This is a genomic window from Amorphoplanes friuliensis DSM 7358 (assembly GCF_000494755.1).
Taxonomy (GTDB): Bacteria; Actinomycetota; Actinomycetes; order Mycobacteriales; family Micromonosporaceae; genus Actinoplanes; species Actinoplanes friuliensis.
Genome location: NC_022657.1, coordinates 4426891 through 4448870, shown reverse-complemented (window position 1 = coordinate 4448870; position 21980 = coordinate 4426891). Strand labels below are relative to the sequence as shown.

The following is a 21980-nucleotide window of genomic DNA, read 5'->3' as shown; positions in this document are numbered from 1 at the left end:
CGACAATGACGGGCATGCTGCCCGATCTCGCCCGGCCGGTCCTCGTCGCGCCGATGGCCGGCGGGCCGTCGACCACCGCCCTCGTGCGGGCCGCGGCGGACGCCGGTGCCACTGGATTCCTTGCCGCGGGGTACAAGACCCCGGAGGTGGTCGAGGCCGAGGTCGGCACGCTGCGGGCCGCCGGCGTCCCGTACGGCCTGAACATCTTCGTGCCGATGCCGCGGCTCGACGACCCGGCGCCGATCGAGCGGTACCGGCGTGAGCTGCAGCCCGAGGCCGACCGGTACGGCGTCGAGCTGCCGGCGATCCGCGGGGCCGACGACGACCACTTCGCCGCCAAGGTGGAGATCGCCGTGTCCGCCGCGGTGCCACTGGTGAGCTTTACTTTCGGCGTACCGGACAGGGGTGTGGTCCGGGCGCTGCGGGACGCGGGCTCGACCGTGCTGATCACCGTGACCGGCGTGGACGAGGCGCGCCGGGCCCTGGCCGCCGGGCCGGACCTGCTGATCGCCCAGGCCGGGACCGCCGGCGGGCACGCGGCGACCACGGATCCCCGCGAGTACCGGGGCACGTCCGTGGCCACCGGCCTGCTCCCGGAGATCCTCGCCGTGTCCGGCGTGCCGGTGGTCGCCGCGGGCGGCACCGGAACCGCGGCCGACGTCCGGGCCCTGCTCACCGCGGGCGCGATCGCGGTGCAGGCCGGTACGGCGTTCCTGCTCGCCGACGAGGCCGGGACACGAGCACCGCAGCGGGAGGCGATGCTGTCCGGCCGCCACACGGCGACCGTCGTGACGCGGGCGTTCACCGGCCAGCCCGCCCGCGCGCTGCGCAACCGCTTCACCGACACCTACTCCGCGAGCGCACCCGTGGGGTATCCGGCGATCCACCACCTCACCGCGCCGATCCGTGCGGCGGCCGCGGCGCGCGGCGATGCGGAGGCCCTGAACCTGTGGGCCGGCACCGCCTTCGCCGCGGCCGCTCCCGGACCGGCCGCGCACCTCCTCGACAGGCTGTGCGCCTGACCGGATCTCAGCGCTGGTAGATCGTCAGGTCCGCCATGTTGCGGTACGACAGAGCCGCGAAGTCCAGGGACTGCGCCGGGTTGGCCGCACCACCCGGAGCCGTGTCCTGCTCCCAGTTGGCGTGGCGGTACTCCGGGTCGCCGATGGTGGCGAAGAACTGCTGGAAGTTGATGTCGCCCTCGCCCAGCGGGGTCATCACGTAGCCGTTGGCCTGGGCGCTGTCCCGGTCGCCGTCCTTGGCGTGGAAGAGCGGGAACCGCTTGCTGCGCGACGTGACGTTCAGGATCGGGTCGAAGAGGTCGGTACGCTCCACACCACCGCGGTCGACGTACTTCTGGTGCTTGAAGCGCGCGACGTACGCCCAGTAGATGTCCAGCTCGAAGAACACGTACCGCGGGTCGGTCTTCCGGAAGAAGTACTCGAGCCGGCGCGTGCCGGACGACCGGGTCGGCTTGCCGGCGGCATCGAGCGGGCCGCTGTCGAGCAGGAACGAGTACGCGGTGTCGTGGTTGTGCGTGTAGAGCCGCAGCCCCCGCGCCCGGGCGCGGCGCCCGAGGTCGTTCCAGAGGTCCGCGGCGGCGTCCCAGTCGGCCGTGTAGCTGCTGTTGGCCGGGTCGCTGCCCGTGCCGATGTTGCGCATGCCCAGCGTCTGCGCGATGTCCATCTGCTGCTCGAACGTCGCCGCGTTGATCTGCGCGTGGGTGCCGTTGGCGACCAGGCCGTTGTCGTCGAGGATCTTGCGGATCTCCGCGGGGGTGATCTGCCGGCCGAGGATCTCGGTGCTCTGGTTGTACCCCGCGAACTCGATCTCCTTGTACCCGAGCTCGGCGAGCCGGGCGAGGACACGCTCGAAGCCGTACGGGACGCCACTGCTGTCCGGCGCAGCGGCGATCCGGTCGCGGACGCTGTAGAGAATGATGCCGCGGTTACGGCCCGGGATCAGCGGCTCCGGGTGCAGCTCCCGGCCGGCGACCGCGGGGGCGTCGGTCTGGAGCACGTTCATCCCGGCGGCGCCGAGCGCGGCTGCCGCGCCCGCCGAAGCCATCAGGATGCCGCGCCGCGTGAGCCGGCGACGGGTGGCCGCGTCCAGCGGCGTGCCGTCCGAGATCTTGTCCATGGGGTGTTCCCTCCACCGAATGTGACTTCCCTGTGTCGTCCCCGTTACCGATGGACACAGCTTCGATGCAGGAGGCATTTGTTTCGCCAGCAAGTACCGAACTTTCGTCTTCTCGGACGAAAGTCCTTCCCGGACTTATCGGAAAGATCGTCAGCGGCGATAGACGGTCATCGAATGACCGACGTCGTCGATCGGCTCGCCGCTGCCGGCTATGAGCTTCTTCAGCCGGCCCGTGGCCTTGGCCTGGGCACTGTCCGACACCACGAGCAGGCCGCGGACCTCGGACTCGGGGACAGCCAGCGGGTTCGCCGCCTCGATGCCGTACGCGGACGGCACCCCCGCGCCCTTGTAGACGAGCCAGACCCGCTCTCCGGGGTACCGCTCCCGCAGGCGGTCCGCGAGCCGGCCGAGGTCCTGACCCCAGTCGACGTTCGAGTCATGCAGTCGCAGGTGGGTCTGCGACGGGCCGCCGAACGCCTCGTTCGAGTACGGCAGGTAGTACGGGAACGTGCGCAGCGAACTGACCGCCACGAAAAGGACCAGCACCGCCGTGGTGATCTGCGCCCAGCGCCACCGGACCGTCACGACGGCTGCCGCGACCACGGCACCGAAGATCGGCATGAAGATCGCGTACCGGGTGCCGAAGTCGCGGGCGCCGGTCATCGCGACAGCGAAGAGCAGACCGGCGGGCAGCACCAGGTAGAGCGCCGCGACCCGCAGGCGCGGCGTGGCCAGCATCGCGACGGTCCCGCCCAGCCACAGCAGCAGCATCCCGATCGGCGTCTTCACCAGCAGCGCCGCCGGCAGGTAGTACCAGAGCCCGCCCTGGTAGAGCCGCCCGAACAGGAAGCCGGTGAACGTGTTGTCCTCGAAGGCGAACTGGATCCGCATGCCGTCGCGGTAGGGCTCCGGCACCGGCAGCCAGTCGACCAGCAGCCCCCGCAGACCGTGCACCGGTGTCATCCCGGTCGGCTCGATCCAGGTCAGCCGCGGGTCGACGGCCAGATAGACCACCCAGACCACCACGAACGCGATGACGGTGACTCCGGCCGCGGCGGCGACACCCCGCCACCGCTTCAGCGCGAGGAAGGCCAGCAGCATCAGCACCGGCACGGCGGGCAGCACACTCATCCGGGTGGCCAGAGCGGCACCGAGGGCCACCCCGGCCAGCGGCAGATACAGGTACGGCCGGGAACGCGCCCGCCACGCCAGCCAGACCGCGGTCAGCAGGAAGCCGATCGCCGGCACGTCGAGCGTGGCCAGCGAACCGTGCGTGATCACGTCGGGTGAGAACGCGTACAGGGCGAGGGCGACGAGCCCGCCGGCCGGGCCGGTGAGGTCACGGGCGAACGCGAACACCACCAGGCCGAACAGCAGCGTCAGGATGATCATCGGGAGCCGGGCCAGGAACATCAGCTCGTACGGGTCGTTGCCGGCCTCGTAGAGCACGTGCCGGCCGAGCTCGGACTGGTTGCCGCGGAACGCCGGATCGAGCTGCGGGTCCGCGAATGCCAGACCGGCGGCGATGATCAGCTTGCCCAGCGGCGGGTGCTCCGGGTTGTAGCGGAGGCTGCGCTGCTCGAGATAGGTGACGGCCGTGCCGACGTACACGGGTTCGTCGATCGTCGGGGTCTGCTGCACCGCGGTGACCACCATGGCGGCCGCCATCTGACCGAGCAGCACCAGGACCAGCAGCGGGACGAGCCAGCGCGGCCGGCGCCGTGACGGCGGCGGCGTGTCGGTGGTCGGCGTCTCCTCGAGGTCCACGGTCACCCCGAGAACCTAGCCGGAGCGGCCGCGTGACCCCAACCGGCTCACAACCCGGGCATTTCGCCGGCAGGCTATCGTCGCCCGCATGTCCACAGTGGTGCGCGGTCTGCGGGCGCCGATCCGCGGCGCCACCTACCGCCGCGGTGCGTTCCTGCTGCTCGGTGGGGCGCTGCTGCTGCCGTACGGGCTGGTCGCCGTGGGTCTCGCCCGGCAGGTGCGGGACGGTGGGACGCCGCTCGCCGTCGTCGTGCCGATGACGATCGTGGCCGCGGCCATCGGGCTGGTGCCGCCGTTGCTGCGCGGCGCGCGGAGCCTGGAGATCGCCGCTGTGCGCGGCCTGCTCGACGTCGACCTGCCCGAACCACCGGAACGCATCTCGGCCGAGGCGCGGCTGCGGGCGGCGCTGTGGTTCGCGGTGCACCTGACGGTCGGCGGTGGTGTCGGCCTGGCACTGTTCGTGGTGGTCCCGACGGCCGCGGTGCTCGTGACGACCCGCACGGGCTGGGCGGCGGCCGGTCCGGCCGCTCTCAGCGTCGCCGTCCTGGTCGCGACGGTCTATGCCGTCGCCGGGCTGGGCGCCCTGGCCCGGCTGATGGCACCGGTCCTGCTGGGGCCGTCGGCCGACGAGCGTGTCGCCGCCCTCGAGGCCGAGGCGCGCCGCCTCGCCGAACGCAACCGGCTGGCCCGCGACCTGCACGACTCGGTCGGGCACGCGCTCACCGTCGCCGTGCTGCAGGCGGGGGCAGCCGGGCAGTTGCTCGCCACCGACCCGGCCTTCGTCGCGCGGGCCCTGACCGCGATCGAGGAGACGGGCCGGGCGGCGATGGAGGACCTCGACCGCGTTCTCGGGGTGCTGCGCGACGACCTGCCCTCCGAGCCGGACGGCACCCGGCCCGACCTGGGTGATCTCGCCGCGCTGGCCCACCGTACGGGTGCCGGGCTGGCCACGGCGGGCCCGTTGCTCGCCGTGCCGCCGGCGCTGTCGCAGGAGGCGTACCGGATCGTGCAGGAGGCCCTGACCAACGCGCTGCGGCACGCGGGTGCGACGCCGGTCAGCCTCGACGTCACGGCCGCCGGCACGAGCCTGGTCGTGGAGGTCCGCAACACCCTCCGCGGTCGCGGGCTGGCCGGGATGCGGGAACGTGTCACCCTGCTCGGCGGCGACCTCACCGCCGGCCCGGACGGCGACCAGTGGCGCGTCCGGGCGGAGCTGCACTGGTGAGCGGCGTGCCCGAGCCCGTCCGGGTGGCGATCGTGGACGACGACGAACTCGTCCGCATCGGGCTGGCCGCGATCATCTCCACCGCGCCGGACCTGACGGTGGTCGGCGAGGCGGCCGACGGCGCCGAGGTGCCTCCCCTGCTGGCCCGAACCAGGCCCGACGTGGTGCTGATGGACGTCCGCATGCCCGCGATCGACGGCCTCCAGGCCACCCGGCACGCCCTGGCCACCTCGGCGCGCCCGCCCCGGATCCTGGTCGTCACCACCTTCGAGAACGACGAGTACGTGTACGCGGCGCTCCGGGCCGGTGCCAGCGGCTTCCTGCTCAAGCGGGCCCGTCCGGCCGAGGTGCTGGCGGCGATCCGGGTCGTCGCGGCCGGTGAGTCGCTGCTGTTCCCGGCGGCCGTGCGGCGGCTCGCGACCGCGTACGGGCAGCGGACACCACCGGCGAACCTGACCGAACGCGAGGCCGAGGTGCTGCGGCTGATGGCGGAGGGCCTGTCCAACGCCGAGATCGCCGGGCGGCTGGTGGTCGGCGTCGAGACGGTCAAGACGCACGTCGGGAACGTGCTGGCGAAGCTCGGCGCGCGGGACCGGACGCAGGCGGTGATCGCCGCGTACGAGTCGGGCTTCGTGACTCCCTCCTGAGAGGGAGTCGGGTTCCCACGCGGGCGGGAGTCGCACGGTCTCCGGGGCGGACAGGCTGATTCCTGTCAGCAGCGCTACACACGGAGGACATCATGATCAAGCGAGCATTCCTGGCCCTGACCGCCGCGGCGGCAGTTCTGATCAGCTCGGGCGGGGCGGCGACCGCGGCCCGCCCGCAGCCGACCGAGCCGAGCCTGACCGGCAGCGCCAAGCTCTACCGCAAGGCGGGTGACGACATCCGGTTCCGGTTCGACGCCCACGGGCTCGGGCCGGACGCCCGCGGCACCTTCCGCATCGACCACTACCTCGGCGACGAGGGCGGCTGGTTCTCCGGGACCATCGACTGCCTGATCGTCGGCGGCCCGGTCGCGGTGGCGACCGGCGTGATCACCGCGAGCAGCTTCCCGGAATTCGTCGGTGTGCGGCGGGGCTTCTCGGTCTACGACCACGGCCGTCACGACCGCGTCGGATACAGCTGGGTGCTCGACCCGGGCAACACCGAGTCGGTCCCGAAGTGTGTGAGCGCGGCACCCTTCGAAACCGTCGAGAGCGGGAACTTCCGGGCCGTGGAATGGCTCCCGCCGCAGGTCTAAGCTCGATGGATGTGCCGAAACATTCGCCAGCTGCACAACTTCGAGCCGCCGGCCACGCCCGACGAGGTCCAGGCCGCCGCCCTGCAGTACGTGCGCAAGGTCGCCGGGTCGACCAAACCGTCGCAGCGTAACCAGGAGGCCTTCGACCGTGCGGTCGCCGCCGTCGCGGCGGCGACCGCCGAGCTGCTCGAGGCGCTCGTGACGACGGCCCCGCCCAAGGACCGCGAGATCGAGGCGGCCAAGGCCAAGGAACGCGCCGCCCAGCGCTACGCCTCCTAGGTCTTCAGCAGGGAGACCCCGACGAGGGAGAGGTACCAGGCCGAGCTGGTGAAGTCCCGCCCGGTCTCCTCGCCGATGTAGAGGTCGAGGTGCCTGCTGCCGCCCAGCCCCGGCGTGAACTCGTCGGTCACCTTCCAGCGCCCGTCCCGCAGCGCCGCGCACACGGTCGCATGCGGCCGGCCGCCGTCCTCGGTGCGCCCGCAGCCGGCGATCCGGAAGGTCGTGCCGCGGGGCAGCACCCCGGGATCAGCGGCGGCGGAGACGAACGGTTCGAGGCGGCGGCCCGCGGTGTCGCGGGGTGCGGTGTCGAGCCAGTATCCGATGTCGTACGACCAGTTCAGGTACCTGCCGTCCGCCGTACGCCCGGTGCCCTCGGACTCGACCGCCTCGACGAAGCCGGCCGGGTATTCGCCCAGGTCGGCGTCGCCGTGCGCGCAGTCGAGGCCGCGGCAGCCGGTGACGGACTCTCCTTCGCCGTCGTGCAGCTCCTCCACCGCCGTGTAGTAGACGGTGATCTCCCACCCGCCACTGGTGGGCCGGGCGGTGGGCCGCGGCGATTTCGTGGCCGATGCCGATGCCGGCGGAACGGTGGGCGGTGCCGGAGCTCCCCACGGTCCGAGTGACGCCCGCGGCAAGGCGGTTGGGGTTATCGGGGCCGGCTCGCTCCCACAGCCCGCCACCAGGCACAGGACCAGGACTGCCCCGAGAAGCCGCACCTCAGCAGCATGGCAGGAGCGGCGCTCACCGCGTACGGGTTTAAGGCTTGGCTTATATAAGTTGACTCTGATAACGTGCGTGCCGTGCATGCGTTCGATGTGCTCGGCGACCCGGTGCGCCGGCGGATCCTGGAGCTGCTCGCCGAGGGCGAGCAGCCGTCCGGTGCTGTCACCGACGTGATCCGGGCCGAGTTCGGCATCTCGCAGCCGGCCGTCTCCCAGCACCTCAAGGTGCTGCGGGACAACGGCTTCGCCACGGTGCGCCCGGACGGCGCCCGCCGGCTCTACACGGTCGACGACACCGCCCTGCGCGAGGCCGACGCCTGGCTGGGCCGGTTCCGCCGGTTCTGGACACCGCACTTCGCCGCCCTGGCGACCGAGGTGGCCCGGGGCAAACGCGCGCGCCGCCTCGACCCACCTGACGACTCTGAAGGAGACACCGATGCCTGACGTGCAGAAGCAGATCAGTTCCGTGCACCGGTCCACGAGCACCCGCGACCGCGAAGGCGTCGAGGCGCAGGTCTCGACGATGAGCCAGGTCTTCGACACCGGTATCGACGACCTGTGGGACGCCGTCACCAGCGCCGAACGCATCCCGCGCTGGTTCCTCCCGATCTCGGGCGAGCTGCGGCAGGGCGGCCGCTACCAGTTCCAGGGACACGCCGGCGGCACCATCTCGCGCTGCGAGAAGCCCACGGGATTTGCCGCGACCTGGGAGGCCGGCGACGACGTCAGCTGGATCGAGGTGCGCCTGACCCCCGAGGGTGACAACCGCACCCGGCTCGAGCTCGAGCACACCGGGCACCCCAAGGCGGAGTTCTGGGAGCAGTTCGGCCCGGGCGCGGCCGGCCTCGGCTGGGACTCGATCCTGCTCGGCGTGGCCCTGCACGTGTCCTCGGCGGAGTCGGCGGTGAAGCCCGAGGACGCGGCCGCCTGGATGGGCACCGACGAGGGGAAGCAGTTCCTGCGGCTCAGCGCCGACGCCTGGGCCGACGCCGCCGTCGCGGCCGGCGCCGACCCCACGGTCGCCCGTGAGCGCGCCGACCGCTGCTACGCGGCCTACACCGGCGGAGCCTGATCAGCTGTTCTCGGCGATGTACCTCTTCGGATCCTTGTCGGAGAAGTCCAGGCCCTCGCCCTGCGGGTGATCGGCGAAGAAGCGCAGCCACTCCACGGCCAGATCGGCTCTCAGCTGCGGCGTCGCGTGCTTGCGGAAGTCAGGGAGCACCTCGTCCTCCTCTTCCATGAGGTGCTCACTGTTCTCCTTGCGCGCGGTCCACACACCGGCCCACCACCCGTCCGAGCCGACCGGGTGCTTGCGGGCCTCCTCGATGCCGTCGCGGATCTTGTTGTGGTCGCCGATCGCGTCGTCGGTCTCCTCCTCCGCGTCCTCGCCGCCCGCCTCCTTGAGCAGGTGCGGGTAGAAGATCTCCTCCTCGGCGTCGGCGTGGATGTCGAGGTGGAGCGCGAGCGGCTCCCAGATCGCCGCGAGCTGCCCGGCCCCCTCGGCATCGTCGAGGCGGGCGAACCCGACCCGGAACCGGTGGTGGTCTTCCATGATCAACGCGGTGATGTCGTCCATGGGGTCACCGTAGGTCCGCTCGGCCCGCCACGCCCGGCGACCGGCCGATACAGGGTCAGGCCGTCCCGGCGGGGGTCGCCGAGCTGCGGCGGTAGGCCAGGAGCCCGAGCACCAGGGCGGCGAGGCCGAGCACGATGCCGACAACGCCCAGCCACGTCCCGGTGCTGCTGTCACTCTCGGTGTCGGCGGCTGCTTCCGGGGCGGCGGCAACACTCGGTCCCGTCGCGGCGGCCGGGGCATCGGTGGCCGCGGCGGCGGTGAGCTTCAGCACCGGCGCGGGCTTCTCCGGCTCGCTGCCGTCGGTGGTCGGCTCGTCGATCCAGCGCACGATCGTACCGTCCGAATAGGTCTGCAGAGCCTTGAAGACCACCTGCGGCGTCTGCGGCAGCGGCCCGATCGACACGTCGAACTCCTGGAACTGCCCGGGCTTGATCGCGGCGTCACCGGTCGCGGTCCAGGTCACCTTCGAGACGGCCTCGCTGATCTGGGTGCCGTGCGCCTCGATCGGCTTGGCCAGCTTCCCCTTGGTGGCGACCATCGTCCACCCCGCCACCGGCTTGAGCGACACCGACGCGAACGGCGTGTCGGCCGGCAGATTGACCTCGACCTTCGTGGTGTTCGTGTCGTCGCTCTCGTTCGGCACCCGGAACGTGACCTTGGCGTAGCCACCCTGGACAGCTGTGCTCGCATTGACCGTCACGTGCGCGGCCGCCGGCCCCGCGAGGGCGAGGGTGAAAGCGGCGGCCAGCCCGGCCACCACGGCCGAACGCTTCAACAGGGACATCAGAAACCTTCCGGTCGAACCCGGCCGGGGCGCCGGGAACGGTCATTGGTCGCTGCCCGCCCGGCAAAAGTTCCAGCCGTTCTTCACCTACCCGGTACGGAGCACGGCGAGGTACTCGTGGTGCTCGGCGAGCAGCTCCGCCAGACCCGGCTGCGGGCCTGGAGTGAGGGTCCGGTCCCCCACCGTGAAGGCCTTCAGGTGCAGGCCGGTGCCGCCGAGCAGCAGGGCGAGGTCGGCCGGGGTGTAGCAGCGCAGCACCTGGGTGATCTTCTCGTCGGGGCGGGTCACGTCCCACCAGGTGTCGATCGCGGCGCAGGTGACCGGGTCGAAGGTGGTGCGTTCGTGGAGTTCGTGCTCGTAGCCCCGCGCCGGGTCCGGCATCCGGTGCTCCTCGTTGTCGTGCCAGCCCGCCCAGACGAACGGGTTGTAGACGTCGATCAGCGCGACCCCGCCGGGACGCAGCCACTCGGTCGCGATGCGGGTGAGGAGGCGGCGCTGGTCGGCGTCCGAGCCCACCCCGAAACCGTTGAAGTACGTGACCACGTCGAAGCGGCCGTCGAGGCGTACCCGGAAGAAGTCGTCCTTGATCACGGTGAGCGTGCCGGGCGCCGCCTCGGTGACAAATCCCCGGGCCCGGTCGGCCCGGTCGCTGATCTCGACGGCGGTGACGTCGTGGCCGGCCTGCGCGGTCACCACCGCCGTCGTGCCGTAGCCCGGGCCGAGCTCCAGCACGCGCAGCGGGCCCGTCCCGGCGTGCTCGTGCAGCAGATCGACCCGGTGGTGGTCCCGCTCGGTGATCCGGCCCTCGGCCGCACCCCACCACCGGCCGGTACGCGAATAGAAGCCGTCCACCCAGTCCACGGTCACCTCCGCCGGGCGAGAAACAGGTCGGTGCCCGGACGCTAGTCGACGACGGTGACCGGTGTCCCTGGGTTTATCTCGTCCAGAAGCAGGCGCATGACCTTCGGCGGCACCCGCACGCAGCCGTTCGAGACGCTCCGGCCGAACGCGCCGGGGTCGGTCCAGCTGTGGATGCCGGTGTGGGCCGCGCCCAGCCCTTCCGCGACCGCTTCCGGGTTCTCGGGGATCGAGCCCAGGACCAGCGCGTCGAGGCCGCCGTAGACCGCGCCCCGCGTGCCGGTCGTGCCCATGACGAAGGTCCGGCCGAGCGGGGTCGGTGTCGCGGCGGCGCCGGTCGCGACGGTCCAGCTTTTTTTGCGTACGCCGTGACGGAACCAGGTCAGCCGGTGGTCCCCGCGCGAGACGACGAGGTGGTCGCGCAGGGGCTCCTCGGACCAGCCCTTCGGGGGTACCCAGCCCATGCGGCGGTTGGTGGTGGGCAGCAGGACGGCGACCCAGCCCGTACGCCTGGCGACGATCGGCAGGACGACGGGCAGGCCGCTGATCGAGCGTTCGACGAGTCCGCGCGGGCGGCCACCGGGTGCGTCGTAGACGACGATCTTCGAGGCGGGGCGCAGGCCCGTGGCGGACAGCTGTCCCGTGTCCGCGGGCAGGCCGCGCGGGCCGGTCCAGTAGTCGATGACCGGGAGTCCGCGGGGTGCCGGGGCCGCCACCGGGACCGGAACAGGCGCCCGGGCCACAAGTCGCGCCGCGATGCCCTCCAGGACGGGGACCGGCGGGGACGGCACCACGAGCGCTGCGGCACCGGCCAGAATCAGGGCAATTCCTCCGCGGCGCATCCCCCGACGGTAGGAACGCCGGGTGGTTCGCCGCAAACGAGTGGGCACTCCGTACCCGATCGGTGGAACTTTGCCCGATACTCGTTCGCGTGCTCACCGCAGGCGTCGACCTGGCCGCCGATCCCGCCGGGACAGCGGCTGCGTGTCTCGAGTGGTCCGGCGCGGGAGCCATCCTGCGGGAGCTGATCCTGCCCGCGGACGACGAGGCGATCGCCGACCTGATCGTCGCGGCCGGCAAGACGGGGATCGACTGCCCGCTGGGGTGGCCCGACGCGTTCGTGACCTTCGTCAACGCCCATCACACCGGCGTCGCACCGGTCCCCGCGGACGTGCCCGCGCGGGAGTGGCGCCGCCGCCTGGCCTGGCGGCACACCGACGAGGTCACGCGGGCCGCGACCGGGCTCGTGCCGCTGAGCGTCTCCGCCGACCGTATCGGGCACACCGCGATGCGGTGCGCGGCGATCCAGACGGTGCTCGCGCAGCGCGGCCACCCCGTCGATCGCAGCGGTGCGGGTGCCGTCGTCGAGGTCTATCCCGCCGCGTCGCTGAAACTCTGGGGTCTGCCGTGGCGCGGATACAAGACCGGCAAGAACGTCGCCGCGCTCGGTGCCGTGGTCGACGGCTTGCTGGAGGCCGCGCCCTGGCTCGACCTCGGTGTCCACGAGGACCGGTGCCGGCGCAGTGACCACGCCCTGGACGCCGTGATCGCCGCGCTCACCGCCCGGGCCGCCGCACTCGGGCGGGTCACCCGGGCGGACGACCTCGTCCTGGCCCGGGTCGAGGGCTGGATCGCCCTGCCCACGCAGCCGCTAGGGAGCCACGGGTAGGCGCACGTCGACGCGCAGGCCCGGCGGCGGGGAGGCGCCGCGCAGCGCCACGGTCCCCTGGTGGCGGCGGACCAGCTCACGGACGATGGCCAGGCCCAGCCCGGAGCCGCCCGCGTCGCGCGCCCGGGCGTCGTCCAGGCGGGTGAAACGGTCGAAGACCCGCTCGCGGTCCGCCGCCGGGATCCCCGGGCCGTCGTCCGAGACCGAGATCAGCTGGTACGCCCCGTCCGCGCTCACCGAGAGGCGTACGGACGCGTTGGCGTGCCGGACGGCGTTGTCGAGGAGGTTCGCCACGACACGGCCGATCGCGTCGCGTTCGCCGCGGGTGCGCAACGGGACCGCCGGGCGTTCGTAGTCGACCGCCGGGTAGCGGCCGGCGACCTCGGCGAGCAGCTGACCCAGCTCGACCGTCTCCGGCTCGCGGACCAGCGCACGGGTGGTCTCGTCGTCGGCCCGGGCGAGCAGCAGCAGGTCGTCGACGAGCCGGCTCAAGCGGTCGACGTCGGTGAGCAGGTCGTCGGCCAGCGCGGGCCAGTCCGTGGTGTCCGGCAGGCGCTGGGCGACCTCCAGCTCGGTCCGCATGTTCGTGAGCGGGCTGCGCAGCTCGTGGGCCGCGTCCGCGACGAACGCGCGTTGCCGGCCGCGGGCCGTGTCCAGCCGGTGCAGCATGCCGTTGAGGGTCACGGCCAGGCGGTGGATCTCGTCGCGGGAGTCCGGCACGGGCAGCCGCCCCGGGCGGGCACCGCCGGTGATCTCCTCGGCGCCGGTCCGCAGCGCCTCCACCGGCCGCAGCGTCGCCCCGGTGACCCGCCACGCCACCAGCGCCAGCAGTGCCACCAGCGGCGGGAACGTGAACAGCAGGGTCGAGCGCAGCAGCTGGATGCCCTGCGTGAGGTCGGCGGTCGGGCGGGCGACCACCACGCGGCGCGGGGCGTCGGTGGTGCCGGCGTCGACCACGACCACGCGGACCCGGCCGTCCAGCCCGATCCGGTCACCGGGGATGAACCGGCCCTCGCCGTCCTCGAGCGCCTCGAGCTCCGACGCGTACAGGATCGGCACCAGCCGGTCGGCGCCGGCGGACACCGCGAGCACGCGGGCCCGGGCGTCGAGCACCTGCACGCGGACGGCTGGGGCGGCGGGCAGCGGATCGCTCACGCTGTCGGTGTTCACCAGGTCGGCCACGGCCTCGGCCGTGGCCAGCGCCTCGTTGTTGGCCGTCCGGAGCAGGGCGAAGTTCATCGTCGCGACCAGCACCACCCCGCCGGCGGCGAGCCCGGTGAAGAGGACCACGACGGAGACGATCAGCAACCGCGCCCGCAGGCTGAGCCGGCGCAGCCAGGCCACGGTCAGGACCCGTCGATCGCGACCAGGCGGTACCCGGCGCCGCGGACCGTCTCCAGCCGCTCCCGGCCGATCTTGCGACGGAGGTAACCGGCGTAGACCTCGACGGCGTTCGCCGCGGTGTCCAGCGCCGCATCCCAGACGTGGTCGAGCAGCTCGGTCTTGCTGACGACCTCACCCGGGCGGCGCAGCAGGTATTCCAGCAGCGCGAACTCCCGGGCGGTCAGCACCACCTCGGCACCCGCGACGGTCACCTTGCGCTGGGCCGGGTCCAGCTCCAGATCGCCGTGACGCAGCACCGCGGGGCGCTCGGGTGTGCCCCGCCGCAGCAGAGCCCGCAGCCGCGCGAGCAGCACGACGTACGAGAAAGGCTTGGTCAGATAGTCGTCCGCGCCGCAGTCGAGACCGTCGGCCTGGTCGTACTCACCGTCCTTGGCCGAGAGCATCAGCACGGGCAGCCAGTGCTCCTCCGCCCGCAACTGCCGCACCACCCGGTAACCGGACAGGCGCGGGAGCATGACGTCGAGGATCATCGCGTCGTACTCGCCGTGCCGGGCCATCTCCAGCCCGTCCTGCCCGTCACCGGTCACGTCAACCGCGAACCCCTCGGCCTGCAGACCCCGCTGCAGGGCAGCCGCGAGCCGCGCCTCATCCTCCACCACCAGCAACCGCACCCCACTACCTTGGCATGGGTGGGGCAACCCCTAGGGGATGTTCTCAGCGCCGTCACAGGCCGCCCGGCGCACGATGGCTTCAGTCAACGGGAGGTGCTCATCGTGAGTGTGTTCAGGTCAAGGCCCGCGCTGCGCTGGCTCGTTCCGGCAGCCGCGGCAGTAGTGGTCATCGGTGGCGGCGCCGCGGCGGGCACGATCGTCGCCAGCGCGGACCCGTCGCTGCCCGAGCGCAGCGCCGCCCAGCTGCTGGTCGACGTGCAGAACGCGAAGGTCGACGGGTTCTCGGGCACGGTCGTGCAGACCGCCGATCTGGGGCTTCCGGCACTGCCGGGGGTCACCAGCGGAGCGGGAAGCGCCGATCTCATGAAGCTCGTAGCGGGCAGCAACACCGCACGGGTCTGGTACGCCGGGGAGGACAAGGCCCGCCTCGCCCTCATGGGGACGCTCGGCGAGACCGACGTCATCCGCAACGGCTCCGACGTGTGGCTCTGGCGCAGCAGCGACAGCTCGGCCACCCACTTCAAGGTGCCGGCGGGTGAGAAGGACAGGAAGCCCACGGCGCTGCCGTCGGGTGTGCCGTCCACGCCGCAGGAGGCCGCCGACGCCGCACTCGCCGCGATCGACCCGACCACCGCGGTCACCACGACCGGTGCCGCGAAGGTCGCCGGACGGGACGCGTACGAGCTGGTGCTGACGCCGCGCGACACCGCCTCGCTGGTGGGTCAGGTCCGCCTGGCCATCGACGCGGAGAAGCACATCCCGCTGGGTGTCGACGTCTACGCCAAGGACGCCAACGACCCGGCCGTGCGAGTCGCGTTCCAGCAGGTCAGCTTCGAGGTGCCGGACGCCGAGCAGTTCACCTTCAACCCGCCTCCGGGCACCAAGGTGACCGAGCCCAGCCAGGCCGACATCGCCAAGGAGCGGGAGAAGGCCGTCGCCCCGCGCGACGCCGAGAAGAAGGCCGCCGAGGCCGGGACCAAGGTCGTCGGCAAGGGCTGGACGTCGGTCCTGGTGGCGAAGCTGCCGAGCGGCGACAAGGCCGAGGGCAAGGCCGGCGACAAGGCCGAGGGTCCGGCCGCCATGGCCGGTCAGCTCGACGCGGTCATCGGCACCCTGCCGAAGGTCAGCGGCACCTGGGGCAGCGGGCACCTGCTCACCAGCGCACTGTTCAGCGCCCTGGTCACCGACGACGGCCGCATCCTGGTCGGCGCGGTCGCCCCGGAGAAGTTGTACGAGGCAGCCGGAAAGTGACTGACCTCGCGGTCGCCACACAGGGGCTGACCAAGCGGTTCGGCAGCCAGGTCGCGGTGGACACCGTCGACCTGGCTGTCCCGCGGGGAGCCGTCTACGGCTTCCTCGGCCCCAACGGCTCGGGCAAGACCACGACGATCCGCATGCTGCTCGGCCTGATCAGCCCCACCGCGGGCGGTCACGAGCTGCTCGGCTCGCCGATGCCGGACCGGGCCGCCGACGTGCTCCCCCGCGTCGGCGCCCTGGTCGAGGGGCCCGGCTTCCATCCGTACCTGTCGGGGCGGGACAACCTGCGCCGCATCGACGCCGCCGACCGCACCGCCGAGGCCCGGACAGCCGACACCCGCATCGCCGCGGCCCTGGACCGCGTCGGGCTGGGTGCGGCGGCCGCGAAGCGCTACCGGACGTACTCGCTCGGCATGAAGCAGCGGCTGGCCATCGCGGCCGCCCTGCTCGTGCCGCGCGAGCTGCTCATCCTGGACGAGCCGACGAACGGCCTCGACCCGCAGGGCACCCGCGAGGTGCGCACGCTGGTCGGAGCTCTCGCCGCGGAGGGTGCGACCGTCCTGCTCAGCACGCATCTGCTGGCCGAGGTGGAGCAGGTCTGCACGCACGTGGGTGTCATGCACCGGGGCAAGCTCGTCGCCCAGGAGCCGCTGTCGCAGCTGCGCGCCGACGCCGCGCCGCGGGCCCGGGTCCTCACCGACCAGCCGGCCGAGGCGGCCCGGGTGCTCCGCACGCTGGGCCTGACCGAGCTCGCCGAGACCGCGGCCGAGGCCTCCGGGCAGCTCGGCGCGGTCGCCCCCGAGAAGGTCGTCGCCGCGCTGGTGCACGACGGTGTCGCCGTCCGCGGCTTCACGGTCGAGGCGCCCAGCCTGGAGGACGTCTTCGTGTCCCTGACCGGAAGAGGCTTCGATGTCAGTGGCTGAGGTGCAGGCGGCACCCGTACGCCGGTTCTCGTCGCGGTTCCTGCGCTCGGAGCTGCGGCTGATCGCCGTACGCCGGCGCAACCAGGTCGGGCTCGCGGCGCTGGCCGCCATACCGATCGTGCTGGCCGTCGCGATGAAGGTCGCCGCCCCGGACCGGGAGGGACGCGGTGGTGGCGGCCCGGACTTCTTCGCGCAGATCACCGGCAACGGCTTCTTCGTGGCGCTGGCCGCCCTCGGCGTCGAGATCGGCCTCTTCCTGCCGATCGCGATCGCCATGCTGGCCGGCGACGCGGTGGCGGGCGAGGCCAACCAGGGCACCCTGCGTTACCTGCTGACCGTGCCCGTCGGCCGGATCCGGCTGCTCGCCGTCAAGTACGCCGGCATCGTCGCCGGGGCGTTCCTCGCGCCGCTCGTCGTCGCGGTCTCGGGCCTGCTCATCGGCCTGATCCTGTTCGGCGGCGGCGACGTCACGCTGCTCTCGGGCACGCAGGTCGGCTTCGGCGAGGCCCTGCTCCGCCTGCTGGGCGTGTGCCTCTTCCTCGGCGTGTGCCTGTCGGCGCTGGGTGCCGTGGGCCTCTTCCTGTCGACGCTCACCGAGCAGCCGATGGGTGCGACGATCGCGCTCACGATGCTGACCGTGGCCAGCTTCGTGCTGGGTCAGATCCCGCAGCTGGACTGGCTCCACCCGTACCTGCTGACCCGGCACTGGCAGGACTTCGGCGAACTGCTGCGCGACCCGGTCTCCTTCAGCGCGCTGACACCGGGCCTGCTGTCGGCACTGGCCTACATCGTGGTGTTCCTGACGGCGGCGTGGGCGCGCTTCGCGGGCCGCGACGTCACCAGCTGAGCGTCAGGCCTTCGCCAGCTCGGCCTGGTAGGCCGCGGTCAGGCGGGTCAGCACGGACTCCGTGCCCGCCGGCCGCGGTACCCCGAGGTGCAGCTCGCGCAGCTCGTCCATGAAGTCGTCCCACAGCTCGGGGCCGCCGCGTTCGAGGAGTTCGGCGCGGATCGCGAGCTCGCGGGTGACCGGCAGGTGACGGCGGCCCCAGGCGCCGAGGTGGGCGAGCACCGGTACGAGCTGGATCGCGGGCTCGGTCAGGCTGAGCAGGATCCGCTGTTTGTGGCGCGGGTCCGGGGACGACGTGATCATGCCCTGGGCGGTCAGGCGCTGGAGACGGTCGGCGAGGATGTTGGAGGCGATGCCCTCCTCGCTCTCGGTCAGCAGGGCGCGGAAGTGCCGCCGGTTGCCGAACATCATGTCCCGGATGATCAGCAGGGACCATTTGTCCCCGAGGACCTCGAGCGACAGATTGATCGGGCAGCCGGAACGGTGTTCCTCGGACGTCGTCACCGCTTGCACTCTACAACCGGTTGGGTCTACGGTCCACTGCCAGGGCGGCGCCACCCCGTCACCTGCCGGGTGGTCCGCTGGTTTCCGCCAGCACGCGGTCGAGGACGGCGGCGAAGCGGTCCGGTTCCTCGAAGATCGCGCGGTGGCCGGACGACTCCAGGACGGTCAGTTCCTTGACGGGGGCCTGGAGTTGTCCGTACCACTGGTCGAAGATGACGGCGAGGCCGCGCATCTCGCGCCCGCCCTGCACGAGGTAGACCGGCACCTCCAGCCGCGGCGCGTCCCGGCGCAGGTCGACGTCCTGCATCCGCGGGTAGAGCGCACTCCAGGTGTCCAGCAGGGCGTTGATCGTGTGTGCCTTTTGCAGCAGTGTCGACTCGGGGACGTCCAGGTCGGCGAAGGCGTTCGTCTCGTCGCCGTAGGCCTGGTTCTCGTGGAGCATGATCGGCTCGTAGGAGTAGACGTCCGCGTACGGGGGCGGGCCCTGAGCAACGAGTTGCCGGGCGAGGTCGGTGCGGCCGGTCGAGCGGGCCCACGCGAGGATGTCGGTGTAGAAGATCTGGTCGCTCGCGCGCACGTCGACGCCCTGGCCCGTACCGATGTAGGCGCGGAAGAGGTCGGGCCGGCGCTGCACCGCGAGGACACTCAGGACGGACCCGCCGGAGTGCCCGAGCAGGTAGATCTTCTCCGCCCCGAACCGCCGCCGCAGCTGATCCGTGACGGCGATGATGTCGCCGACCTCGCTCTCCGGGCTGACAGTCGCGGCCGGGTCCAGCGCGGGATAGGACGCACCGCCGCCCCGGCGATCGAGCGTGACGACGACGAACCGCTGCTCCAGCGCGGCGAGGTGCCGGCGCACTCCCCCGCGTTCCGAGCCGCCCGGCGCACCCGGTACGAAGAGCAGGACGGGCGCGGCGGTGTCGACGCCCCGGATCATCAGACCGAGCCGGTGACCGTTCGCGTCGACGTGGGTCAGCTCGGCGACGCTGCGCGGACCCGGGATCGGCGGCGTCGACGCAGGCAGAGCCAGGGCGACCGTCGCCACCAGCACACCGGCGCTCACCAGGGCAGTGACGTAGCGACGAAAGCGGCCACCACTTCGAGCCACTGCGGCGCCGTAGGCAGCGCCGAGCAGCATCGGCAGGGACGACAGCAGACCCTGCAGCCCTCGCCCGGCGATCAGCGTGACGAACCCGAAGGCACTGGCGTGCGGCGCGTCCACGGACGGCCCGTCCACGCGCAACCGCAGCACCTCCACGGCGATCCAGAACACCGTCGGCGCGATCAGCATCGACCAGCGGGACCGGCTCGCCCAGCCGGCCAGGCCACCCACCGCCAGGCTCAGCACGACCGACCACACCACCTGCGTACCCGTCAGCGGACCGCGCGGCATCCACCACCCCGCGCCGATCCCCCACAGCACCGCCGGCACCCACCACGTTCGCCTCAGCATGGCCCGAGCATCCGGTCCGCGGCGGGCCGCGCACATCGGCCCGCGGATCCGGTACGGGCACCTACTTCGGTAGGGGGCCCGGGTGACTTCCGGCGCTGCCCCGCCGCGCCGGCGGGACCGTAGGCTCTGCCCATGTCCGCGTTGCTGTTCGCGCTGCTCGTCCCCGGCCCCGGGTCGGCGCGGCGTGACCGGGTGGCGGACGGGATCGCCGTGACCCTGGCCCTGGCCTACGGCGCCCTGATGCTGCGGCTGGGCGACGCGACCAGGACCGGCGCGCTGCTGCCCTGGCCCGCCGACGCCCTCGTCGGCACCCTCTGTGCACTGGCGCTGCTCCGCCGCCGGCAGCACCCGGTGGCCGTCGCGGCGGTCCTGTTGCCGGTCACCACGGTCTCGGTCATGGCCACCGGGGCCGTCATCGTCGCGCTGTTCACCGTGGCGGTCCGGCGGCGGGGGCAGGTCGCGTTGCTGCTCGCCGTGGCCTACGTCGCCGTGGTGCCCGCGTACTTCGTGTTGCACGACAACCCGGAGTTCCCGCTCTGGGTCGACTTCGTGGTCCGGACGTTCACCGCCGCGGGTGCGCTCGGGTGGGGGATGTTCGTGCGGGCGTACAGGCGGCTGACGGCGTCGCTGCGGGAGCACGCCGCGCGCCTCGAGGCGGAGCAGAACCTGCGCGTCGACCAGGCCCGGCTGACCGAACGTGCGCGGATCGCCCGGGAGATGCACGACGTGCTGGCCCACCGGATGTCGATGGTCAGCCTGCACGCCGGCGCCCTCGAGGTCCGGACCGACGCCCGGCCCGACGAGATCGCGATCGCCGCGAGCGCGATCCGGACCAGCGCACACGAGGCGCTCCAGGAGCTGCGCGGTGTGATCGGGGTGCTGCGGGAGGGCGCCGGGGGCCGTCCCGAGCCGCCGCAGCCCGGGCTGACCGACGTGCCCGGGCTGGTGGAGAGCGCGCGGGCGATGGGCATGGCGGTCGGCTTCCGCTGCGACACACCGCCGGGCGGCCCGTCGGTGGTGCTCGGGCGGACGGCGTACCGGATCGTGCAGGAGGGTCTGACCAACGCCCGCAAGCACGCGCCGGGTGAACGGGTGGACGTGCTGGTCAGTGGTGCATCGGGCACCGAGCTGCGGATCCGGATCACCAACCCGTGCCCGGGACCGGCGCGGCCGGCGGAGGTGCCGGGCGCCGGGCTCGGGCTGGTCGGGATGGCCGAACGGGTGGCGCTGGCCGGTGGCAGCCTCGATCACGCGCACCGGGACGGCACGTTCCACCTCGAAGCGCGGTTCCCGTGGCCGAGTTGATCCCCGGGGCGCGGCCGATCCGGCTGGCCATCGTGGACGACGATCCTCTCGTCCGGGCCGGGTTGCGCATCCTGCTCGGCGGCTCCCCCGACATCGAGGTCGTCGCCGAGGCCGGTGACGGCGCGGACGCCGCCGCCCTGGCCGACGCGCACTGGCCCGACGTCGTGCTCATGGACATCCGCATGCCGAAGGTCGACGGGCTCGTCGCCACCCGGCGCCTGCGCTCCCGGCCGGAGCCACCGCAGGTGATCGTCCTGACCACCTTCAACGCCGACGAACACGTGCTCGACGCACTCCGGGCCGGTGCCAGCGGATTTCTGCTCAAGGACACCCCGCCGCGCGACATCATCACGGCGGTCCGCACGGTGGCCGGGGGTGCGGCGACACTGTCACCGACCGTCATCCGGCAGCTGATCGACCACGTCGCCGACCCCGCCGCCGGGCCCCGCCGCGACCGGGCCCGCGCCCGGCTGACCGCGCTCACCGACCGGGAGCGGGAGGTGGCCGTGGCGCTCGGCCGTGGCTGGTCGAACGCCGAGATCGCCACCGACCTGACGATGAGCCTGCCGACAGTGAAGGGCCACGTGTCGCGGCTGCTGGCCAAGCTCGATCTCAACAACCGTGTCCAGGTCGCCCTGCTCGTTCACGACGCGGAGCTGCTCTGACTCGATCGTCAACCTCGGGTTGACTCGGAACATGCGTCAACCTATGGTTGACGCATGACCGACACCTCACCCACGATCCGGCTCGACGACCTCATCGAGTCCATCAAGAAGAACCACTCCACCGCCCTCGAGCAGCTCTCCGACGCCGTCCTCACCGCCGACCACCTCGGTGACGTGGCGGACCACCTCATCGGGCACTTCGTCGACCAGGCGCGCCGCTCCGGGGCCTCCTGGACCGAGATCGGCCGCAGCATGGGCGTCACCAAACAGGCGGCCCAGAAGCGCTTCGTCGCCAAGGGCGAGGCACCGGACCTCGACGCCAGCCAGGGTTTCAGCCGATTCACCACCCTGGCCCGCAAGGTGATCGTGACGGCCCAGGAGGAGGCCCGCACGCGCAGCAACCACCAGATCAGCGTGTCCCACCTGGTGCTCGGACTGGTGGCGGACCCGTCAGCGCTCGGTGCCCGGGCGATCGTCGCCCAGGGTGTGTCGCTCGACGCCGTCCGGCAGACCGCCGCGGCGACACTGCCGGCGGCGGCCGACTCCGTCCCGGCGATGATCCCGTTCGACGCGCACGCCAAGAAGGCCCTGGAGCTGACCTTCCGGGAGGCGCTGCGGATGAACCAGAACCACGTCGGCACCGAGCACATCCTGCTGGCGCTGCTCGAGCTCGAGGACGGCACGGGTGTCCTCGCCGGCCTCGGCGTCGACAAGGCCGCCGCCGAAACGACGATCAGCGCGGACGCCTAGAA

The 21980-nt window shown here is 72.4% G+C and carries 25 protein-coding genes; 14 read left to right on the top strand and 11 right to left on the bottom strand.

Annotated elements, in window-relative coordinates:
- The first annotated feature begins 14 nt into the window (after positions 1-14).
- Positions 15-1022: an NAD(P)H-dependent flavin oxidoreductase gene (locus tag AFR_RS20565; RefSeq protein WP_023362723.1), complete on the top strand. Its 1008-nt coding sequence runs from the start codon at positions 15-17 to the stop codon at positions 1020-1022.
- Positions 1023-1029: 7 nt separating this feature from the next.
- Here the strand turns inward: AFR_RS20565 and AFR_RS20560 are convergent, their stop codons facing one another.
- Both AFR_RS20560 and AFR_RS20555 read right to left on the bottom strand, forming a co-directional pair.
- Positions 1030-2139 carry a sugar phosphate isomerase/epimerase family protein gene (locus AFR_RS20560; RefSeq protein ID WP_023362722.1) on the bottom strand — a complete coding sequence of 370 codons (1110 nt, stop codon included), beginning with the start codon at positions 2137-2139 and terminating at the stop codon, positions 1030-1032.
- Between the two features lie 150 nt (positions 2140-2289).
- Positions 2290-3912: an ArnT family glycosyltransferase gene (locus AFR_RS20555; protein ID WP_023362721.1), complete on the bottom strand. Its 1623-nt coding sequence runs from the start codon at positions 3910-3912 to the stop codon at positions 2290-2292.
- A gap of 82 nt (positions 3913-3994) precedes the next feature.
- Between AFR_RS20555 and AFR_RS20550 the strand changes: the two genes are divergently transcribed.
- The 4 genes from AFR_RS20550 (at position 3995) to AFR_RS20535 (ending at position 6650) form a co-directional block, all read left to right on the top strand.
- Positions 3995-5131, top strand: a complete 1137-nt coding sequence (locus AFR_RS20550; RefSeq protein WP_041841013.1) for a sensor histidine kinase — start codon at positions 3995-3997, stop codon at positions 5129-5131.
- Positions 5132-5136: 5 nt separating this feature from the next.
- Complete coding sequence (locus tag AFR_RS20545; RefSeq protein ID WP_041842471.1) at positions 5137-5778, top strand: response regulator; 642 nt, start codon at positions 5137-5139, stop codon at positions 5776-5778.
- 92 nt (positions 5779-5870) lie between these two features.
- Positions 5871-6371 (top strand): hypothetical protein, encoded by a 501-nt coding sequence (locus AFR_RS20540; protein ID WP_023362718.1) that lies wholly within the window; start codon positions 5871-5873, stop codon positions 6369-6371.
- 9 nt (positions 6372-6380) lie between these two features.
- On the top strand, positions 6381-6650 hold the full coding sequence (locus tag AFR_RS20535; RefSeq protein WP_023362717.1) for a DUF2277 domain-containing protein: 270 nt from the start codon (positions 6381-6383) through the stop codon (positions 6648-6650).
- On the opposite strand, the gene AFR_RS20530 is transcribed toward AFR_RS20535, so the two are convergent.
- Entirely contained in the window at positions 6647-7144 is a 498-nt protein-coding gene (locus AFR_RS20530) for an RlpA-like double-psi beta-barrel domain-containing protein (protein WP_023362716.1), read from the bottom strand. The genes AFR_RS20535 and AFR_RS20530 overlap by 4 nt on opposite strands.
- 306 nt (positions 7145-7450) lie before the next feature.
- Between AFR_RS20530 and AFR_RS20525 the strand changes: the two genes are divergently transcribed.
- Positions 7451-7816, top strand: a complete 366-nt coding sequence (locus AFR_RS20525) for an ArsR/SmtB family transcription factor (protein WP_041842470.1) — start codon at positions 7451-7453, stop codon at positions 7814-7816.
- The gene (locus AFR_RS20520; protein ID WP_023362714.1) at positions 7809-8444 is read left to right on the top strand and encodes an SRPBCC family protein; all 636 of its coding nucleotides are present in this window, start codon (positions 7809-7811) and stop codon (positions 8442-8444) included. Before AFR_RS20525 ends, AFR_RS20520 begins: the two co-directional genes overlap by 8 nt.
- On the opposite strand, the gene AFR_RS20515 is transcribed toward AFR_RS20520, so the two are convergent.
- The 4 genes from AFR_RS20515 to AFR_RS20500 all read right to left on the bottom strand — a co-directional run bounded on the left by AFR_RS20515 (position 8445) and on the right by AFR_RS20500 (position 11432).
- On the bottom strand, positions 8445-8948 hold the full coding sequence (locus AFR_RS20515) for a hemerythrin domain-containing protein (RefSeq protein WP_023362713.1): 504 nt from the start codon (positions 8946-8948) through the stop codon (positions 8445-8447).
- Positions 8949-9003: 55 nt separating this feature from the next.
- Entirely contained in the window at positions 9004-9732 is a 729-nt protein-coding gene (locus AFR_RS20510; RefSeq protein WP_023362712.1) for a YcnI family protein, read from the bottom strand.
- Between the two features lie 87 nt (positions 9733-9819).
- Positions 9820-10593 carry a class I SAM-dependent methyltransferase gene (locus tag AFR_RS20505; RefSeq protein WP_023362711.1) on the bottom strand — a complete coding sequence of 258 codons (774 nt, stop codon included), beginning with the start codon at positions 10591-10593 and terminating at the stop codon, positions 9820-9822.
- Between the two features lie 41 nt (positions 10594-10634).
- The gene (locus AFR_RS20500; protein ID WP_084298089.1) at positions 10635-11432 is read right to left on the bottom strand and encodes a L,D-transpeptidase; all 798 of its coding nucleotides are present in this window, start codon (positions 11430-11432) and stop codon (positions 10635-10637) included.
- An 89-nt stretch (positions 11433-11521) separates the two neighbouring features.
- On the opposite strand from AFR_RS20500, the gene AFR_RS20495 reads away from it, so the two are divergent.
- Entirely contained in the window at positions 11522-12259 is a 738-nt protein-coding gene (locus tag AFR_RS20495; protein ID WP_023362709.1) for a DUF429 domain-containing protein, read from the top strand.
- Here AFR_RS20495 and AFR_RS20490 read toward each other — a convergent pair.
- Entirely contained in the window at positions 12242-13564 is a 1323-nt protein-coding gene (locus AFR_RS20490) for a sensor histidine kinase (RefSeq protein WP_052359769.1), read from the bottom strand. The genes AFR_RS20495 and AFR_RS20490 overlap by 18 nt on opposite strands.
- Before the next feature lie 41 nt (positions 13565-13605).
- A complete protein-coding gene (locus tag AFR_RS20485) occupies positions 13606-14274 on the bottom strand; it encodes a response regulator transcription factor (RefSeq protein WP_023362707.1) in 669 nt (222 codons plus the stop codon).
- A gap of 102 nt (positions 14275-14376) precedes the next feature.
- Here AFR_RS20485 and AFR_RS20480 point away from each other — a divergent pair, with 102 nt between their 5' ends.
- Genes AFR_RS20480 through AFR_RS20470 form a run of 3 tightly spaced genes read left to right on the top strand, consistent with a single transcriptional unit; the run spans position 14377 to position 17301 of the window.
- The gene (locus AFR_RS20480; RefSeq protein ID WP_041842467.1) at positions 14377-15525 is read left to right on the top strand and encodes a LolA family protein; all 1149 of its coding nucleotides are present in this window, start codon (positions 14377-14379) and stop codon (positions 15523-15525) included.
- Complete coding sequence (locus AFR_RS20475; protein ID WP_023362705.1) at positions 15522-16454, top strand: ABC transporter ATP-binding protein; 933 nt, start codon at positions 15522-15524, stop codon at positions 16452-16454. The genes AFR_RS20480 and AFR_RS20475 overlap by 4 nt, the downstream gene beginning before the upstream one ends.
- A complete protein-coding gene (locus AFR_RS20470) occupies positions 16441-17301 on the top strand; it encodes an ABC transporter permease (RefSeq protein WP_041841011.1) in 861 nt (286 codons plus the stop codon). Before AFR_RS20475 ends, AFR_RS20470 begins: the two co-directional genes overlap by 14 nt.
- Positions 17302-17304: 3 nt before the next feature.
- Here the strand turns inward: AFR_RS20470 and AFR_RS20465 are convergent, their stop codons facing one another.
- Together AFR_RS20465 and AFR_RS20460 are read right to left on the bottom strand one after the other, a co-directional pair.
- The gene (locus tag AFR_RS20465) at positions 17305-17805 is read right to left on the bottom strand and encodes a winged helix-turn-helix transcriptional regulator (RefSeq protein WP_023362703.1); all 501 of its coding nucleotides are present in this window, start codon (positions 17803-17805) and stop codon (positions 17305-17307) included.
- A 58-nt stretch (positions 17806-17863) separates the two neighbouring features.
- The gene (locus tag AFR_RS20460; RefSeq protein WP_041841010.1) at positions 17864-19258 is read right to left on the bottom strand and encodes an alpha/beta fold hydrolase; all 1395 of its coding nucleotides are present in this window, start codon (positions 19256-19258) and stop codon (positions 17864-17866) included.
- Between the two features lie 132 nt (positions 19259-19390).
- Here AFR_RS20460 and AFR_RS20455 point away from each other — a divergent pair, with 132 nt between their 5' ends.
- From AFR_RS20455 to AFR_RS20445, 3 genes are read left to right on the top strand one after another with little or no spacing between them, the layout of a single operon-like run.
- The gene (locus tag AFR_RS20455) at positions 19391-20563 is read left to right on the top strand and encodes a sensor histidine kinase (RefSeq protein WP_023362701.1); all 1173 of its coding nucleotides are present in this window, start codon (positions 19391-19393) and stop codon (positions 20561-20563) included.
- A complete protein-coding gene (locus tag AFR_RS20450) occupies positions 20551-21228 on the top strand; it encodes a response regulator (RefSeq protein WP_023362700.1) in 678 nt (225 codons plus the stop codon). Before AFR_RS20455 ends, AFR_RS20450 begins: the two co-directional genes overlap by 13 nt.
- Before the next feature lie 54 nt (positions 21229-21282).
- Complete coding sequence (locus AFR_RS20445) at positions 21283-21978, top strand: Clp protease N-terminal domain-containing protein (RefSeq protein ID WP_023362699.1); 696 nt, start codon at positions 21283-21285, stop codon at positions 21976-21978.
- Positions 21979-21980 lie beyond the last annotated feature (2 nt).

What these genes read in the sequence shown, in the direction of transcription:
- AFR_RS20565 (WP_023362723.1), top strand. Translation starts at nt 15, where the DNA reads ATGCTGCCCGATCTCGCCCGGCCGGTCCTCGTCGCGCCGATGGCCGGC.
- AFR_RS20560 (WP_023362722.1), bottom strand. Translation starts at nt 2,139, where the DNA reads ATGGACAAGATCTCGGACGGCACGCCGCTGGACGCGGCCACCCGTCGC.
- AFR_RS20550 (WP_041841013.1), top strand. Translation starts at nt 3,995, where the DNA reads ATGTCCACAGTGGTGCGCGGTCTGCGGGCGCCGATCCGCGGCGCCACC.
- AFR_RS20540 (WP_023362718.1), top strand. Translation starts at nt 5,871, where the DNA reads ATGATCAAGCGAGCATTCCTGGCCCTGACCGCCGCGGCGGCAGTTCTG.
- AFR_RS20535 (WP_023362717.1), top strand. Translation starts at nt 6,381, where the DNA reads ATGTGCCGAAACATTCGCCAGCTGCACAACTTCGAGCCGCCGGCCACG.
- AFR_RS20520 (WP_023362714.1), top strand. Translation starts at nt 7,809, where the DNA reads ATGCCTGACGTGCAGAAGCAGATCAGTTCCGTGCACCGGTCCACGAGC.
- AFR_RS20515 (WP_023362713.1), bottom strand. Translation starts at nt 8,948, where the DNA reads ATGGACGACATCACCGCGTTGATCATGGAAGACCACCACCGGTTCCGG.
- AFR_RS20510 (WP_023362712.1), bottom strand. Translation starts at nt 9,732, where the DNA reads ATGTCCCTGTTGAAGCGTTCGGCCGTGGTGGCCGGGCTGGCCGCCGCT.
- AFR_RS20500 (WP_084298089.1), bottom strand. Translation starts at nt 11,432, where the DNA reads ATGCGCCGCGGAGGAATTGCCCTGATTCTGGCCGGTGCCGCAGCGCTC.
- AFR_RS20470 (WP_041841011.1), top strand. Translation starts at nt 16,441, where the DNA reads ATGTCAGTGGCTGAGGTGCAGGCGGCACCCGTACGCCGGTTCTCGTCG.
- AFR_RS20460 (WP_041841010.1), bottom strand. Translation starts at nt 19,258, where the DNA reads ATGCTGAGGCGAACGTGGTGGGTGCCGGCGGTGCTGTGGGGGATCGGC.
- AFR_RS20455 (WP_023362701.1), top strand. Translation starts at nt 19,391, where the DNA reads ATGTCCGCGTTGCTGTTCGCGCTGCTCGTCCCCGGCCCCGGGTCGGCG.
- AFR_RS20445 (WP_023362699.1), top strand. Translation starts at nt 21,283, where the DNA reads ATGACCGACACCTCACCCACGATCCGGCTCGACGACCTCATCGAGTCC.